19 protein-coding genes are annotated in these 13,730 nt (G+C 51.5%); 7 read left to right on the forward strand and 12 right to left on the reverse strand.

Annotated features, from left to right (window positions below; translation table 11 throughout):
- Position 1: 1 nt before the first annotated feature.
- Positions 2–418 (reverse strand): hypothetical protein, encoded by a 417-nt coding sequence (locus tag FHN83_RS27975; RefSeq protein ID WP_001749975.1) that lies wholly within the window; start codon positions 416–418, stop codon positions 2–4.
- 490 nt (positions 419–908) lie between these two features.
- Here FHN83_RS27975 and stbA point away from each other — a divergent pair, with 490 nt between their 5' ends.
- From stbA to FHN83_RS27995, 4 genes are all read left to right on the forward strand, one after another.
- Entirely contained in the window at positions 909–1,328 is a 420-nt protein-coding gene (gene stbA / locus FHN83_RS28800) for a plasmid stabilization protein StbA (RefSeq protein WP_001749974.1), read from the forward strand.
- A gap of 8 nt (positions 1,329–1,336) precedes the next feature.
- Positions 1,337–2,053 carry a StbB family protein gene (gene stbB, locus FHN83_RS27985; RefSeq protein ID WP_001749973.1) on the forward strand — a complete coding sequence of 239 codons (717 nt, stop codon included), beginning with the start codon at positions 1,337–1,339 and terminating at the stop codon, positions 2,051–2,053.
- A gap of 1 nt (position 2,054) precedes the next feature.
- Positions 2,055–2,423 carry a plasmid stabilization protein StbC gene (stbC, locus tag FHN83_RS27990; RefSeq protein ID WP_000414913.1) on the forward strand — a complete coding sequence of 123 codons (369 nt, stop codon included), beginning with the start codon at positions 2,055–2,057 and terminating at the stop codon, positions 2,421–2,423.
- A 181-nt stretch (positions 2,424–2,604) separates the two neighbouring features.
- Positions 2,605–2,949, forward strand: coding sequence for a hypothetical protein (locus tag FHN83_RS27995; protein ID WP_000999874.1), 345 nt, complete (start codon positions 2,605–2,607; stop codon positions 2,947–2,949).
- A 110-nt stretch (positions 2,950–3,059) separates the two neighbouring features.
- Here the strand turns inward: FHN83_RS27995 and ccgAII are convergent, their stop codons facing one another.
- The 10 genes from ccgAII to ardB all read right to left on the reverse strand — a co-directional run bounded on the left by ccgAII (position 3,060) and on the right by ardB (position 9,765).
- A complete protein-coding gene (gene ccgAII, locus FHN83_RS28000; RefSeq protein WP_001749971.1) occupies positions 3,060–3,380 on the reverse strand; it encodes a protein CcgAII in 321 nt (106 codons plus the stop codon).
- Positions 3,381–3,434: 54 nt separating this feature from the next.
- Entirely contained in the window at positions 3,435–3,614 is a 180-nt protein-coding gene (ccgAI, locus tag FHN83_RS28005) for a protein CcgAI (protein ID WP_000214483.1), read from the reverse strand.
- Between the two features lie 725 nt (positions 3,615–4,339).
- Complete coding sequence (locus tag FHN83_RS28010; protein WP_000129958.1) at positions 4,340–4,849, reverse strand: antirestriction protein ArdA; 510 nt, start codon at positions 4,847–4,849, stop codon at positions 4,340–4,342.
- A 1,347-nt stretch (positions 4,850–6,196) separates the two neighbouring features.
- Positions 6,197–6,529: a hypothetical protein gene (locus FHN83_RS28015; protein WP_012561126.1), complete on the reverse strand. Its 333-nt coding sequence runs from the start codon at positions 6,527–6,529 to the stop codon at positions 6,197–6,199.
- A gap of 208 nt (positions 6,530–6,737) precedes the next feature.
- The gene (gene ccgC, locus FHN83_RS28020) at positions 6,738–7,022 is read right to left on the reverse strand and encodes a protein CcgC (RefSeq protein ID WP_001750002.1); all 285 of its coding nucleotides are present in this window, start codon (positions 7,020–7,022) and stop codon (positions 6,738–6,740) included.
- 68 nt (positions 7,023–7,090) lie between these two features.
- Positions 7,091–7,432, reverse strand: a complete 342-nt coding sequence (locus tag FHN83_RS28025; protein ID WP_015344948.1) for a hypothetical protein — start codon at positions 7,430–7,432, stop codon at positions 7,091–7,093.
- A gap of 14 nt (positions 7,433–7,446) precedes the next feature.
- Positions 7,447–7,743, reverse strand: coding sequence for a protein CcgD (gene ccgD / locus FHN83_RS28030; RefSeq protein WP_000545925.1), 297 nt, complete (start codon positions 7,741–7,743; stop codon positions 7,447–7,449).
- Between the two features lie 885 nt (positions 7,744–8,628).
- Positions 8,629–8,868, reverse strand: a complete 240-nt coding sequence (locus FHN83_RS28035; RefSeq protein WP_000932975.1) for a hypothetical protein — start codon at positions 8,866–8,868, stop codon at positions 8,629–8,631.
- Between the two features lie 9 nt (positions 8,869–8,877).
- Positions 8,878–9,282 carry an antirestriction protein ArdAB regulator ArdR gene (ardR, locus tag FHN83_RS28040; RefSeq protein WP_000881513.1) on the reverse strand — a complete coding sequence of 135 codons (405 nt, stop codon included), beginning with the start codon at positions 9,280–9,282 and terminating at the stop codon, positions 8,878–8,880.
- Between the two features lie 57 nt (positions 9,283–9,339).
- A complete protein-coding gene (ardB, locus tag FHN83_RS28045) occupies positions 9,340–9,765 on the reverse strand; it encodes an antirestriction protein ArdB (protein WP_000447669.1) in 426 nt (141 codons plus the stop codon).
- A 414-nt stretch (positions 9,766–10,179) separates the two neighbouring features.
- Between ardB and mucA the strand changes: the two genes are divergently transcribed.
- The 3 genes from mucA (at position 10,180) to FHN83_RS28065 (ending at position 12,815) form a co-directional block, all read left to right on the forward strand.
- Entirely contained in the window at positions 10,180–10,620 is a 441-nt protein-coding gene (mucA, locus tag FHN83_RS28055) for a translesion error-prone DNA polymerase V autoproteolytic subunit MucA (RefSeq protein ID WP_000861760.1), read from the forward strand.
- The gene (gene mucB, locus FHN83_RS28060; RefSeq protein WP_001749980.1) at positions 10,608–11,873 is read left to right on the forward strand and encodes a translesion error-prone DNA polymerase V subunit MucB; all 1,266 of its coding nucleotides are present in this window, start codon (positions 10,608–10,610) and stop codon (positions 11,871–11,873) included. The genes mucA and mucB overlap by 13 nt, the downstream gene beginning before the upstream one ends.
- 150 nt (positions 11,874–12,023) lie before the next feature.
- Positions 12,024–12,815 carry a SprT-like domain-containing protein gene (locus FHN83_RS28065; protein WP_001452808.1) on the forward strand — a complete coding sequence of 264 codons (792 nt, stop codon included), beginning with the start codon at positions 12,024–12,026 and terminating at the stop codon, positions 12,813–12,815.
- A gap of 14 nt (positions 12,816–12,829) precedes the next feature.
- On the opposite strand, the gene ardK is transcribed toward FHN83_RS28065, so the two are convergent.
- The gene (gene ardK / locus FHN83_RS28070; RefSeq protein ID WP_000057569.1) at positions 12,830–13,171 is read right to left on the reverse strand and encodes an antirestriction protein ArdAB regulator ArdK; all 342 of its coding nucleotides are present in this window, start codon (positions 13,169–13,171) and stop codon (positions 12,830–12,832) included.
- Between the last annotated feature and the right edge of the window lie 559 nt (positions 13,172–13,730).

Below are 13,730 nucleotides of genomic sequence, written 5' to 3' on the forward strand. Positions count from 1 at the left end.
TTCAGCGCTCCTTTTTTGGTTCCCAGACTTTGTAGCCGTTACGTTCAACCTCTGCTTTTGCCGCTTTGGTTTTGCCCGGTTCTGCTATCGAGCGCAGGAGGATTAGCGTTTCAATAGCGAGTGATTCATGCAACATCATCTGTCCTGCCGGTGGGAATTTTACGCCAGATAGCGTTTCGGTTATTGCCTTCAGCTCATCGCGCAGTGGGCCAAAATCCGCATCTGAAGCACGGTCAAAAAGATAATCCAGTTTGCGATTTACGTCGCTCAGCCGGTCGGCAACTATTTTCAACCCGGACTCCCGATCACCTGGGCCAGCTTCAATGCAGCGCCGCAGATAATCTGACCGATTACCTCCTGAAACCAGGTCTATATAGGCCAAAAGTTCATCTGATACTTTTGCGGTTATTATTGGCATTCAGTCCTCACATTGTGCATTTTTTAAACAAAAAATTGGGATCTAACAAGCTGAAATCTTAGTATTACCAAAGTAATAAAGCAAACTCATTATAAAACAATGAGTTATTGGGTGTTTTTAATACCTAATTATTACCGAATATTGTTGCTATTTATTTTTTTATCTTTTAAATCAGTATGATAGCGTGATTTATCGCGCTGCGTTAGGTGTATAGCAGGTTAAGGGATAAAAAATCATCTTTTTTGGTAGGGGCGATCTACGTAGGTTAAGGACTAACTGGCTAAAAAGCGTTCAATATTCCGTATTCATGCTTGCATGAATACCAGTACAACAAAAGTACATCAAAATTACATCAAAATTACATCACTTGAAGGTTGACAGTACAACAAAATTACATCATTCTTTGGTCATGAGGTAGCCAGTACAACAAAAGTACATCAAAAGTACATCAAAATTACATCAAAATTACATCATTCTAAATGAGGGTACTATGAAGCCCAAAAGTATCAGGGCGGCACTTCAGTTGATGTTGCCGGAAATAGAAGAAATGCTGTCACTGGGAGTTTCCAGGGAGGAAATTTATAAGGCAGTTTCTGAACGCTTCGGCCTGGAAGGTGTGAACGTTCGTAGCTTTGATACGTCCCTATATAGAGCGCGGCAAATCCGGAAAAATGGAATGCACAATACACATGAAAGGATGCCGAACAATGATGATAGTGTATTGCACAATACACAAAAAGGAGGTAGCGAGAAAGGTGCAGAGGAAAGTGTATTGCACAATACACAAACGCCGCCTGAGCCTGAACCGCAAGGAAGTGAAAAAAAAGAAAGTCCCGGCATTATTGATAAAGAGTTCTTCAATAAAATCAGTGAAGATTTCGACCCTAAGATGTTCAATAAAAAATTCTGAGGTGATTTATGAAAGTAGCGGTAATTAATTACAGTGGCAGCGTTGGTAAAACCTTAATTTCATCCTACCTGTTAGCCCCGCGTCTGACTGGAGCAAAATTCTATGCGGTTGAAACTATCAACCAGTCTGCTTCCGATCTGGGGATTGAGAATGTTTCCATTTTTAAAGGTGATGACTTTTCACGGTTGATTGAAGATATTGTTTTTGAAGATGCCGGGATTATTGATATTGGTGCGTCAAACGTAGAAGCGTTCCTGATGGCAATGTCCCGCTTTGACAGTGGCGCGAATGAATTTGATAAGTATGTAATCCCGGTTACGCCTGATAATAAGGCCATTGATGAAAGCCTGAAAACAGCACATACGTTAAGTAAGGCAGGTGTAAGCAGCGATAAAATCATCTTTGTTCCAAACCGCATTAGTCCAGATAGTGAAGTAGAGGATGTACTGGCGCCGGTATTTGAATTTGTCAAACGAACGAAAGTTGGCAAAATCAGCAAGAAATCTGTTATTTATAACAGTGAAGTTTTCGAATATCTCGCGTATCACCGTATCTCATTCGAAGCATTGACCGCTGAAGATCCAGAAGAATTTAAAGCCCGCGCTAAACAAACAACGGATGCTGACGAGCGCAAAAAACTGGCCCGCCGTTATACCTACATGAAACAGGCAATTCCTGTTAAAGCTAATCTCGATAAAGCATATGCGGCTTTAATGGGAGAATAAAATGGAAAAGCAGCCAGATAAATTTGAAGTTCTGATGGATTGGTTTTTAGGTGACGCGAAGGAAATCACCGCAAGTCAGAAAGAAATGACTGAGATACTTTCTGCGCTTTCGGAAAAGCTGGCAAAAGACACCGAAAGTTTAGGAGAGACGGCAGACTCTCTTAAACGGACTTTAGTAGAAAACCAGCGTTCAATTAGCCTGGCAATTAGTGATGATGCTAAGGCGCGTGAGGAATTTCTGACGAAGTTCCGCCGCGCGCAGGCGTCCAGAGCTGAGACGTTAACCCGTCAGATCCTTTTTATTACAGCTGGCTGCACTATTGTGGGCGCCGCCGTGGGTGCCGCGATAGCCATAATTCTACTGAGATAATGTAAACCGGGCATGTCCCGGTTTTTTTTCAAGCGAAGCGCGGAGGCCGCAGGCCGGAGGCATTAGTGGCCGCCGCCCGAAGGGGCGAGACGCGTAGCGGCTCGATGCGCAGCACGGCAGAACGGCCCCGCAGGGGTAATGCCCGGTTTAATTCAACGTGACAGTCACGTGGAGGAAAAATATGAATGACCGACAGCGTGAACAAGCCCGTATTCGCCAGGCCCGGCGCCGCGCGCGACTCAAAGAGGAAGGCGCTAGCGTGACAGTCACGCTAACAAAACAGGAAGAAGCAATGTTACAGGAGCTTTGCCGGGTTCGTCGTCCAGGACGAACAGCCTATTCCACGAATGAGTTTTTCCAACTGCTGCTGATCCGAAACTGGCAACAGTGGCAGGAGCAAAAGGCGCAGCTGGGGAAATGCCAGGCTTGCGGAAAGCTGAAAGCGGAGGGAGGTTGCGGCGGCGAACGGCAGAGCGAAACCTTTAACTGCTGGCTAGCCGTCGAAGCAAACGAGCTTAATGTGTAGTGTATTGTGCTATACAGAAATTGCCAAAAGCAGCGCGGAGTAATAACTGAAACGGCCGCGCAGCGGAAAGAAAAAAGCCCGGTCAATCCGGGTTTTTTTCTTTCGGCGGCTCAGTAATCGTCTAGATCTCCGCAGCCCAGCGGGCAACAATTACGCTCAATACCGTGGCTGCAATAATCGTTTTCCCGATCCTGCCGGATTTCTTCCGCGATCTCGTCTTGGGTCAGATAGTCAAATTCACGCCGCGCTACCGCGATCAGTTCTTCCCGATACTCGGCCGGAACGCCAGCAAGATAGCCGTCAATAACCGCGCTCAGGCGGCGCTGATACAGTTCATAAATCAGGCCGCAGCGGGGCTGCTGTTCGCGCGCAAAACTCTCACACTGGCGACGAAAATCTTCAAGAGTCTGCTCAAGGGTTTGTGTGGTCATGTCGTTTGTCCTCGATCTTTCTGTTAAAGACCCGGCTTGGCCGGGTCGTCAGTGCTATTTAGTTTGTTGCAGCAGCTGGTCTAATTTTGCCGCCAGTGCATACGTCGATGTGAAAGCGCCTTGCAGGCGCTGATTAGGCAGCTGGTTGAACGCTTCGAGGCAGGCGCGCAGCAATAATTCTTTCTGAGATTCGACTTCTTTTTTCAGCTGGGAAGGGGTGGTAACAGTGGTCATGCTTACTCCTTAGTGATCCGATACCGGCAATTTTTCGGGTGGCGGTATTGCCTCCCGATGATTTAATTATCGGTGATTACGCCTTTAAAGTCAATACAAGTACGGAATTTATTTACATGTTTTTATGCCCGTCAGGGCATGGAAGGCGACCGCGCCGGACTCCACCGGACACCGGCCGCAAATCGCCGGAAACTGCGGGACTGACCGGAGCAACAGGCCAACCCCCCTTCCTGCTAAGCCATAACCCAGCCCGCCGCCACGCAGCTGCCGCACGTCCCCACGGGGGTGCGCAGTGGGCGCCGCGCGCCTGCGCGCGGGTACAGCGGCCCGCCTGCGGGTCGCGGCGCCGTACTGCGAGTTAGCGGCCGCCGCGCGGCCGGTTACGGGGGACACCGCACCGTCACGGCCAGCGCCCCGCTGAGCTGCACAATCCACGGATAACACAATAGCGCACTGGCAAAGGATGCCGACGCCTGAAGGGCGTTGGCACCCCGAAGGGGCGGGGCGAGACGGGAACCGGCTCGATGCGCAGCACAGCAGAGCGGCCCCGAAGGGGTAACGCCCTGTGTGGCATCAGGATTTAGCGCAATGGCAGAACATGAGCTGGAGAGATCACCGGCAAGCAGCAGCAAAGGGGCGGCGCAGCCGCCCAGATGGCTGTTTGCCGATACCGGCGATTAATTAGAGCGGTGTTTAATATCCCCCGCGTGGCGGGGGACTAGGTTTCAGCAAGTCATGTTAAATACGTGTCCGTCATGTAAACTGAAATCCCCAATAAACAGATCCCGCGCATAGGCTACGATGTCAAAATATCGGGCTACGGATTCAGGAATTTCATTCAGTAGACCGCTATCATTCAGGTATTCCTCTGCAAAAGTTTCTTCGTCCTTAGCTTCGCCCATATAGGCATCTCTAAACAGGTCGAAATCAGTGCTATTAAACAGATCAACAAAGGCCACAAACGCCGCTTCGTTTCCTTCCTCGCGGGCTTGTTTAAAGCCGTTAATAAAATCCCAGTTGATATGGCACTCTGACGCCATATCAGACGGAATACCCTCCCAATCCTGGAACATAAATTCTGGATCAGCCTCATTTGCGTGTAACTCGCGGCAGCGCTCGTAAAACTCCTCTGAGCTATCAAAATCGGTCAGATCGAGCCAGGCTCCCGCAATGCTTCCGCAGTTGTATTTATGGTAAGTGCCAACATAAACAGAAGGGGTCGTAATATCAGTCATGGTGTACTCCTTAAAGCGCCGATACCGGCAATTTTTCGGGCGGCGGTATTGCCTCCCGATGATTTAATTATCGGTGATTACGCCTTTAAAGTCAATACAAGTACGGAATTTATTTACATGTTTTTATGCCCGTCAGGGCATGGAAGGCGACCGCGCCGGACTCCACCGGACACCGGCCGCAAATCGCCGGAAACTGCGGGACTGACCGGAGCAACAGGCCAACCCCCCTTCCTGCTAAGCCATAACCCAGCCCGCCGCCACGCAGCTGCCGCACGTCCCCACGGGGGTGCGCAGTGGGCGCCGCGCGCCTGCGCGCGGGTACGGCGGCCCGCCTGCGGGTCGCGGCGCCGTACTGCGAGTTAGCGGCCGCCGCGCGGCCGGTTACGGGGACACCGCACCGTCACGGCCAGCGCCCCGCTGAGCTGCACAATCCACGGATAACACAATAGCGCACTGGCAAAGGATGCCGACGCCTGAAGGGCGTTGGCACCCGAGGGCAGGGCGGCCGCTTGCGGCCGGGCGAATCCGGCGCAGGGTGTGGCCTGCCAAGCGGAGCGCGGAGGCCGAAGGCCGGAGGCGTTAGCGGCCGCTGCCCGCGTAAGCGGGGCGAGACGGGAACCGGCTCGATGCGCAGCACAGCAGAGCGGCCCCGAAGGGGTAACGCCCTGTGTGGCATCAGGATTTAGCACAATGTCAGAACATAAACTGGAGAGATCACCGGCAAGCAGCTGCAAAGGGGCGGCACAGCCGCCCCGATGGCTGTTACTTGTCTTTGTCGCGTAGCACTTTGATTAGGCCGGTTACGGCCGTAATCAGAGCGGCCAGCGAGGTGATGATTTGCGGTAGGTTTTCGAGGATGGTAGAGGTCATATAGCACCTGTAGAGAAGTTGGCGGGGTGTCGTTTCCGACGGCCGCACTGTAACCGGGCGAATAAGGCAGGTTGTCAACAGCTTGAGCGAAGCGTCTGTTGACAACCTGCCGCGCCCGGTTTCACTGCGGTCATAGGCGGAACGACCCACGCCAACGGAACGGCTTTATGACCGGGCAGCTGAGATACCGGCGAACCTGGCTGGCGGCTGACGCCAGCCGCCAAGCGCCAGCGCGGAGGGCGAAGCCCGGAGGCCAAGCGGAGCGCGGAGGCCGAAGGCCGGAGGCGTTAGCGGCCGCTGCCCGCGTAAGCGGGGCGAGACGGGAACCGGCTCGATGCGCAGCACAGCAGAGCGGCCCCGAAGGGGTAACGCCCGGAGTCTGCCGCTGTTTATCTCTCGTTCCATCTGAAATCGGCGGTAAGGCCATTAAAAGGGTCAGTTTATCAGGGGGGCGTTAGCCCCCCATGTTGTTAATCATCAGGCAATATCGTCTTTGTAGCAGGCATAACCGAAGCTAAGCTCTGTTTTCATATAGTGGCGGGCAAAGTCCCAGGCATCGTGGCCGAAGTCCTCATAATCTGCCAGGACGATTTCGCGGGCTTTGTGCCATTGCTGTACGGAAGAAAGCGGCAGAACAGGGCAGGGAAGCGACCAGTCAGTGACGGTGTTGCAGATCATATCTGCCAGACGCTCCAGGGAGCCGTAAACCAGCTCTGTGCGCAGATCCGCCACCATGCGTTGTTTACGCAGTGATGCCAGATAATCAATCTCTTTGGTTATATCAGAATTTAAGCGGGTCTGGTAATCCATGATGTACTCCTTTGCGCGCCGATACCGGCAATTTTGCGGGCGACGGTGTTGCCTCCCGATGATTTAATTATCGGTGATTATGTCCTCAAAGTCAATATAAGTACTGAATGTGCATACAAAATTTTATATCTTGCAAAGCGTTCATAGAGTGCCTGAATCGCTTTCTGACAGCCTCAATAAAAAAGGCGGGGATTACCCGCCTTTTTTCTTACAGCTGCTTACGTGGCTTTTTACGCGTCATATACAACGGTATCGCGCAGTCTACCGCGTACAAAAAGCACGCCAGCGCGCCGCAACCGTACAGAAACGCAAGCGGCTTATTATCGAAGTAGCTGAAAACCCCTGTCGCCGCACACAGGCCCAGAACAGAGACGCAGGCGCAGGTGATCTGCACCAGATCCCTGTATCCCGCACGAACGATAAACCAGGGCAGGGCAAGCGCAGCGGCGCTAAAAATTAATGCGAGAGGGACAAAAACGAGATAGTGATACATGTGAACTCCTTGATGGTTGCCGATACCGGCGATTGTTCGGGCGGCGGTATTGCCACCCGATGATTTAATTAGAGGTTTTGCGCGTCCAGGAGATTGACCTGAGCCGGGGTAACGTGAAACTTTTCCCCTTTATGGATCACGTTATGCGGGGCGCTAATTTCATCACTGATAAAGCTAACCGGGTAACGTTTTTTACCGCAAATCCGCTCGCTAAACCACGCCACTTTTGCCGCTGGCCGATCCACTGGATGAACAATCACACCGGCCATGCTGCAACCCGTTGCGGGTTCGTCCAGCGTAATGCTTACCGGGACTGTATCCCGGTAAAAAAACTTAACCGGCGGCACACCTGCCTGCGTAGCGGCTGCGACAACTGCAAGCCCGATAACCGCTATCCGATTAATAAGCATTTTATTCCCCTTACTCATGCTGATATCACCTTGCCAGCTGTTACCAGTTTACGAAATTCGCTTTCATGAATTTCACGCCCATGCTCAAGCGTTGAATACACGTTGCCGATAAGCCAGTTACCAGCCGTTTTTGTCTCGGTATACCACCATGCTTCTGTCAGAGTAAGCAGCGGTTCGCTATCCTCGCCCTTCTCATAGATCCAGATTTTAGTGACGTCTTTACCCGTTTCGTTGCTGCCCTGAATGGTAGGGTCAAAGGTATGTTCAATCTCTATATCGAAGTAACGCTGAAGGAAGTTAGTAAAGTGCATGACGACTCCTGTAAGCGCCGATACCGGCAATTTTTCGGGTGGCGGTGTTGCCTCCCGATGATTTAATTATCGGTGATTACGCCTTTAAAGTCAATACAAGTACGGAATTTATTTACATGTTTTTATGCCCGTCAGGGCATGGAAGGCGACCGCGCCGGACTCCACCGGACACCGGCCGCAAATCGCCGGAAACTGCGGGACTGACCGGAGCAACAGGCCAACCCCCCTTCCTGCTAAGCCATAACCCAGCCCGCCGCCACGCAGCTGCCGCACGTCCCCCACGGGGGTGCGCAGTGGGCGCCGCGCGCCTGCGCGCGGGTACGGCGGCCCGCCTGCGGGTCGCGGCGCCGTACTGCGAGTTAGCGGCCGCCGCGCGGCCGGTTACGGGGGACACCGCACCGTCACGGCCAGCGCCCCACTGAGCTGCACAATCCACGGATAATGCAGGAGACGAATCATGATAGGAGGCTGAAGGGGAAATGAGCGGCAGCAGGGGAAGGGGTTGCCAAGCGGAGCGCGGAGGCCGCAGGCCGGAGGCGTCAGTGGCAGCTGCCCGCGTGAGCGGGGCGAGACGCGTAGCGGCTCGATGCGCAGCACAGCAGAACGGCCCCGGAGGGGTGACGTCCGGGGGTTCGCTTTTAAAGATTTTCGACCACATCAGTAAATCGTAGTGACACCATGAAGCAAAAGTATCGTGCAGACCAGAATCAACAACAGTAACAGCAGACCTTTTTTTCGACGTAATAAAACCGGCCCCAAAGCGCCCGCAAGAAGCACACTCAACACGATTTCCGTTATGCTAATCGTATTCATAATCTCTCACGTTTCCCTTTTTAGAACTCTGCCACACACGGATAAAACCTTATAACAAAGCAACAAAACCCGTTATTCAGACACGGTAATGCCTAGTTTTTTTGCCAGAATTTCAGATGACAAAGAAACCCTTATCGACTTCCCGGTTACAAGGTGAATGATTGTGGCTTCATGCCCTTCAACAGAGTGGGATATTAACTCACGCTGAATGATATGCGTCTCTCCATCATTTCCCGTCACGGCTATTAGGCTCTCTGTAGAACAGGGGTTGATACTACTAATGTTGGTGTTGTTTTCGGTTTTGTTCAGCATCGCTGATCCTCAAATATCGGTTTGTGTTACGTCTGCCGCTTTGCGCTGGATAAGCGACTTAAAGAAATCCGACGCCTTCAGAATATCGCTATCCTGGAAGTCGGGAAATGTCGCTTCTGTCAGCTCCTGCGCCGTACCTGCCCGTATAACGGTTTCATCGCGGATCATCGTTCGCTTAACGCCATCAGCCTGTTTTTTGCTGAAGGAGTGCCGGAAAATAATCGCGTATTGGCCGCCGCTATCCTGATGAACAGAAGTATCCCAGCGATGATTACCCTGTTTACGATAGTGGTGATAGATTTGCTGGCCGTAGCGCTCCTGATCGGAATTACGGTAATCGAACATTAACAGTTCCAAAAGCATTAACCGATCTGGCAATTGCCAGGCGGTAGGGTGTTGAAGTGTCGCTAACATAGTTTCCCCTGAGCGTGACAGTCACGATAAGGCGGGCTTTGCCCGCCTGGTTATCAGTTAATCAATGGCACGATAAATACGATTCTGGCTTTCGTTCTCCAGCGTATTAACGTACTCCCGCAACAGGTGATACCGGTTAGCCATCGTTTCGTTCAGTTCGGCTTTGCCTTCTTCATATGCCAGCCCGCAAAAGTAACTGTAGGCATACAGACAAACAATAATCCCTACTTCGCGCGCGCTGCATTCACCTTCAAAATAGTTAGGTAACGAGAGCCAAAGAGGTTGGGGCGCTTCCATAAAAAACGCGCCATTGCTGGCCTGAAGGTATTCCCAATACCCTCCCTGGTAGTCTTTAGCGTAACGATTCAGAAAGGACTGAATGAAGTGATCTGCGCTGAAGAAAGCGCCACGAAATGCCGCAGGCATGAAGTTCATGCGGGCGTTTTCAGAAATGTAGCGGGCGGTGATTTCGATAGTTTCCATGATACTTCCTCTTTAAGCCGATACCGGCGATGGTTAAGCGGCAGGCACATCACCTGCCACTTTTTAATTATCGTACAATGGGGCGTTAAAGTCAATACAAGTACGGATTATATTTACCTAATTTTATGCCCGTCAGAGCATGGAAGGCGACCTCGCCGGACTCCACCGGACACCGGGGGCAAATCGCCGGAAACTGCGGGACTGACCGGAGCGACAGGCCACCCCCCTCCCTGCTAGCCCGCCGCCACGCGGCCGGTTACAGGGGACACTGAGAAAGCAGAAAGCCAACAAACACTATATATAGCGTTCGTTGGCAGCTGAAGCAGCACTACATATAGTAGAGTACCTGTAAAACTTGCCAACCTGACCATAACAGCGATACTGTATAAGTAAACAGTGATTTGGAAGATCGCTATGAAGGTCGATATTTTTGAAAGCTCCGGCGCCAGCCGGGTACACAGCATCCCTTTTTATCTGCAAAGAATTTCTGCGGGGTTCCCCAGCCCGGCCCAGGGCTATGAAAAGCAGGAGTTAAACCTGCATGAGTATTGTGTTCGTCACCCTTCAGCAACTTACTTCCTGCGGGTTTCTGGCTCGTCAATGGAAGATGGCCGCATCCATGATGGTGACGTACTGGTTGTGGATCGCTCGCTGACGGCCAGCCACGGCTCAATCGTAGTCGCCTGCATCCATAATGAATTTACCGTGAAGCGGCTACTGCTGAGGCCCAGACCCTGCCTGATGCCGATGAACAAAGATTTTCCTGTGTACTACATTGACCCGGATAATGAGAGCGTTGAAATCTGGGGAGTGGTTACGCATTCCCTTATCGAGCATCCGGTATGTTTGCGCTGATTGATGTCAATGGCATGTACGCCAGCTGTGAGCAGGCATTTAGGCCAGATCTGGCAAACCGAGCAGTGGCCGTTTTATCCAACAATGACGGCAACATTGTGGCCCGTAATTACCTGGCGAAGAAAGCGGGCCTGAAAATGGGCGATCCGTACTTCAAAGTCAGACCCATAATCGAGCGTCATAACATCGCTATTTTTAGCTCTAATTACACTCTCTATGCCTCCATGTCGGCCCGGTTCGCGGCCGTAGTTGAGTCCCTTGCAAGCCACGTCGAACAGTATTCAATCGACGAGCTTTTTGTTGACTGCAAAGGGATAACGGCCGCCATGAGCCTTGACGCTTTCGGGCGCCAACTGCGCGAGGAAGTCAGGCGACACACAACGCTGGTATGCGGGGTCGGTATTGCCCGTACTAAGACGCTGGCGAAGCTGTGTAACCACGCTGCAAAAACATGGCCCGCTACTGGCGGGGTGGTTGCTCTGGACGATGGCGCCAGACTGAAGAAATTAATGAGCATCCTGCCGGTTGCGGAAGTCTGGGGCGTCGGCCATCGTACAGAGAAAGCACTCGCCACAATGGGGATCAAAACGGTGCTGGATTTAGCCAGGGCAGATACGCGCCTAATCCGTAAGACGTTTGGTGTTGTGCTTGAAAGAACGGTACGGGAGCTACGCGGCGAGGCTTGCTTCAGCCTGGAAGAAAACCCTCCGGCGAAGCAGCAGATTGTTGTATCGCGCTCATTCGGCCAACGCGTAGTAGCCCTGGCGGATATGCAGCAGGCGATCACCGGATTTGCAGCGCGCGCAGCTGAAAAACTGCGTAATGAGCGGCAATACTGCCGCGTCATAAGCGTCTTTATCCGCACCAGTCCTTATTCAGTGCGTGATACACAGTATGCCAATCAGGCAACCGAAAAACTGACGGTGGCAACCCAGGACAGCCGCACGATAATTCAGGCGGCACAAGCCGCGCTGGCGCGGATCTGGCGGGAAGATATTGCGTATGCAAAAGCAGGGATCATGCTGGCCGATTTCAGCGGAAAGGAGGCCCAGCTGGATTTATTCGACTCTGCTACGCCTTCAGCTGGCAGCGAGGCGTTAATGGCTGTTCTCGATGGCATAAACCGGCGTGGCAAGAGCCAGCTGTTTTTTGCAGGCCAGGGCATCGATAACTCCTTTGCCATGCGCCGTCAGATGTTGTCACCTGATTACACGACAGACTGGCGCTCGATACCAACAGCAACCATCAAATAATTACCGGCGCCGCACGCGGGCCGGTCAACCCCTCAACCGGCCGAAACGAGTTTCGGCGCGGTTTCGCGGTTTTCGGTAAAAGGCGTTTCATCTGTATAAAAGATCAGCTAAATTATGTGTATTGCACAATACATATATGTGAGGTTAACAGTGAATTTGCCTACGCCCGAAACCTACGATGAACTTCAGAGAGCCTACGATTTTTTTAATGAGAAGCTATTCAGCAACGAGCTGCCGCCATGCCTGATAACGTTGCAGCGTGAGAAGCGAACGTATGGCTATTGTTCCTTTAAGCGTTTCGTCGGCCGTGAGAGTGGGTACACGGTAGACGAGATCGCTATGAATCCGGTGTATTTCTCGATCAGAACCATAAAGGCCACGCTTTCAACACTGGTGCATGAGATGGTTCATCAGTGGCAATTCCATTTTGGCGAGCCTGGCCGCCGTGGCTATCACAACAAACAGTGGGCGGCCCGGATGGAACGGGTAGGACTAATGCCTTCTGATACCGGCGAACCGGGAGGCAGGAAAGTGGGCCAGAGCATGACCCATTATATTATTGCCGGTGGCCCTTTCGATATGGCCTGTGATGAACTGCTGACAGGCCATTTCCGGCTTTCCTGGATGGACAGGTTTCCGCCTTACCAGCCTAAGCCTGGCGCTGTGCTAAGCCCTACAGGAAAAGGCTATATTGACGACGAGGAAGATGATAGCGAACACGAACAGGAGGTGGAGGAAGGGCGCGACCCGGTTGAACTCGACGACGAGATCATAGAGGCCATGCGATTTGTAACCCCGCCGCCTGAAGCGCCGGTGAACAAAACAAACCGGGAAAAGTACAGCTGCCCGGTGTGTCATATCAATCTCTGGGGTAAACCGGGGATAGTGGTTTACTGTGGTGGCGAGCACTGTAATAAAGCCGCGTTAGTAGTCTTAAAATAAAGTCCTTTCGGACTTTATTTTTTTTCCATTTCCGAGGTCGTGATGTTATTAATGCTGTACTTCGCGGCTTCTTTTAAAACAGTTTCAGCAAGGCTTGCTGGTATCCAGACCTGAACTAATTTTAATGGTTCGCCGTTCTCGGCTTTAAGAGTGGTGTTCTGGTACAAATCCCAGATTCGCTTAACGGTGCTGGAAATGTTTTGCTTGGAACGGCCTACTCGCGTGGCTACGTCTGATGATTTCTCACCTTTGACAAGCACGGAATAGCCAATATCTGTTGTGATGTGTGCAAAGGAAGCCATTTGCGGCAGCAGCTGTTTCCATTCTGTTTCTGAAATTCTGTTTTTCTGAGCCATCTGTGGCGCCTCCGTAGTTTTGGTTACAGAAAGGATATACTCAGAATAAACTGGGGTCAATACAAGTACGATTTTTATAAACTTTATTTTATTTGAGGGTGAGGCCCGGTGCGGCAGCAGCGCGGGCCTCGATGGTGCCGCGAAGGTGCTGGCGCCATGCTTGGATTAAAACATGAACCGTGAAGAACTGCGAAACTTGTTTTCGCGGTTCTGAGGGGTTGACCGAGCCGCGAAGCGGCGCTGGTAAGCGATGATATGCACATATCCACAGGCATATTTTTAAAAGGTATTTTATAGATTTTTTATCTTTTTAAAGTCTTTTAGAGCTATATAACTCATTGATTTAAAATCATAAATAAGTGTTATCTCTGGGAATCCGCCCACCTTGTTATGGGAATTGGCCCACCTATCTATGGGAAACACCCCACCTTACTATGGGAATTAGCCCACCTTGTTATGGGAATTGGCCCACCTTAGACGAAACTGTAAAAAATGTATTTACTTGTTTGAACTTTGTGGTAGTGTGGAGAGTAATTTTTAACCCACAAAGGCAAGGCTC

The sequence above is a fragment of the Leclercia adecarboxylata genome (genome assembly GCF_006171285.1).
Lineage (GTDB): Bacteria > Pseudomonadota > Gammaproteobacteria > Enterobacterales > Enterobacteriaceae > Enterobacter > Enterobacter barmai.

What these genes read in the sequence shown, in the direction of transcription:
- mucA (WP_000861760.1), top strand. Translation starts at nt 10,180, where the DNA reads ATGAAGGTCGATATTTTTGAAAGCTCCGGCGCCAGCCGGGTACACAGC.
- FHN83_RS28015 (WP_012561126.1), bottom strand. Translation starts at nt 6,529, where the DNA reads ATGGATTACCAGACCCGCTTAAATTCTGATATAACCAAAGAGATTGAT.
- ardR (WP_000881513.1), bottom strand. Translation starts at nt 9,282, where the DNA reads ATGTTAGCGACACTTCAACACCCTACCGCCTGGCAATTGCCAGATCGG.
- FHN83_RS28025 (WP_015344948.1), bottom strand. Translation starts at nt 7,432, where the DNA reads ATGCTTATTAATCGGATAGCGGTTATCGGGCTTGCAGTTGTCGCAGCC.
- FHN83_RS27995 (WP_000999874.1), top strand. Translation starts at nt 2,605, where the DNA reads ATGAATGACCGACAGCGTGAACAAGCCCGTATTCGCCAGGCCCGGCGC.
- stbC (WP_000414913.1), top strand. Translation starts at nt 2,055, where the DNA reads ATGGAAAAGCAGCCAGATAAATTTGAAGTTCTGATGGATTGGTTTTTA.
- stbB (WP_001749973.1), top strand. Translation starts at nt 1,337, where the DNA reads ATGAAAGTAGCGGTAATTAATTACAGTGGCAGCGTTGGTAAAACCTTA.
- ardB (WP_000447669.1), bottom strand. Translation starts at nt 9,765, where the DNA reads ATGGAAACTATCGAAATCACCGCCCGCTACATTTCTGAAAACGCCCGC.
- mucB (WP_001749980.1), top strand. Translation starts at nt 10,608, where the DNA reads ATGTTTGCGCTGATTGATGTCAATGGCATGTACGCCAGCTGTGAGCAG.
- ccgD (WP_000545925.1), bottom strand. Translation starts at nt 7,743, where the DNA reads ATGCACTTTACTAACTTCCTTCAGCGTTACTTCGATATAGAGATTGAA.
- stbA (WP_001749974.1), top strand. Translation starts at nt 909, where the DNA reads ATGAAGCCCAAAAGTATCAGGGCGGCACTTCAGTTGATGTTGCCGGAA.
- FHN83_RS28035 (WP_000932975.1), bottom strand. Translation starts at nt 8,868, where the DNA reads ATGCTGAACAAAACCGAAAACAACACCAACATTAGTAGTATCAACCCC.
- ccgAI (WP_000214483.1), bottom strand. Translation starts at nt 3,614, where the DNA reads ATGACCACTGTTACCACCCCTTCCCAGCTGAAAAAAGAAGTCGAATCT.
- ardK (WP_000057569.1), bottom strand. Translation starts at nt 13,171, where the DNA reads ATGGCTCAGAAAAACAGAATTTCAGAAACAGAATGGAAACAGCTGCTG.
- ccgAII (WP_001749971.1), bottom strand. Translation starts at nt 3,380, where the DNA reads ATGACCACACAAACCCTTGAGCAGACTCTTGAAGATTTTCGTCGCCAG.
- FHN83_RS28010 (WP_000129958.1), bottom strand. Translation starts at nt 4,849, where the DNA reads ATGACTGATATTACGACCCCTTCTGTTTATGTTGGCACTTACCATAAA.
- FHN83_RS27975 (WP_001749975.1), bottom strand. Translation starts at nt 418, where the DNA reads ATGCCAATAATAACCGCAAAAGTATCAGATGAACTTTTGGCCTATATA.
- ccgC (WP_001750002.1), bottom strand. Translation starts at nt 7,022, where the DNA reads ATGTATCACTATCTCGTTTTTGTCCCTCTCGCATTAATTTTTAGCGCC.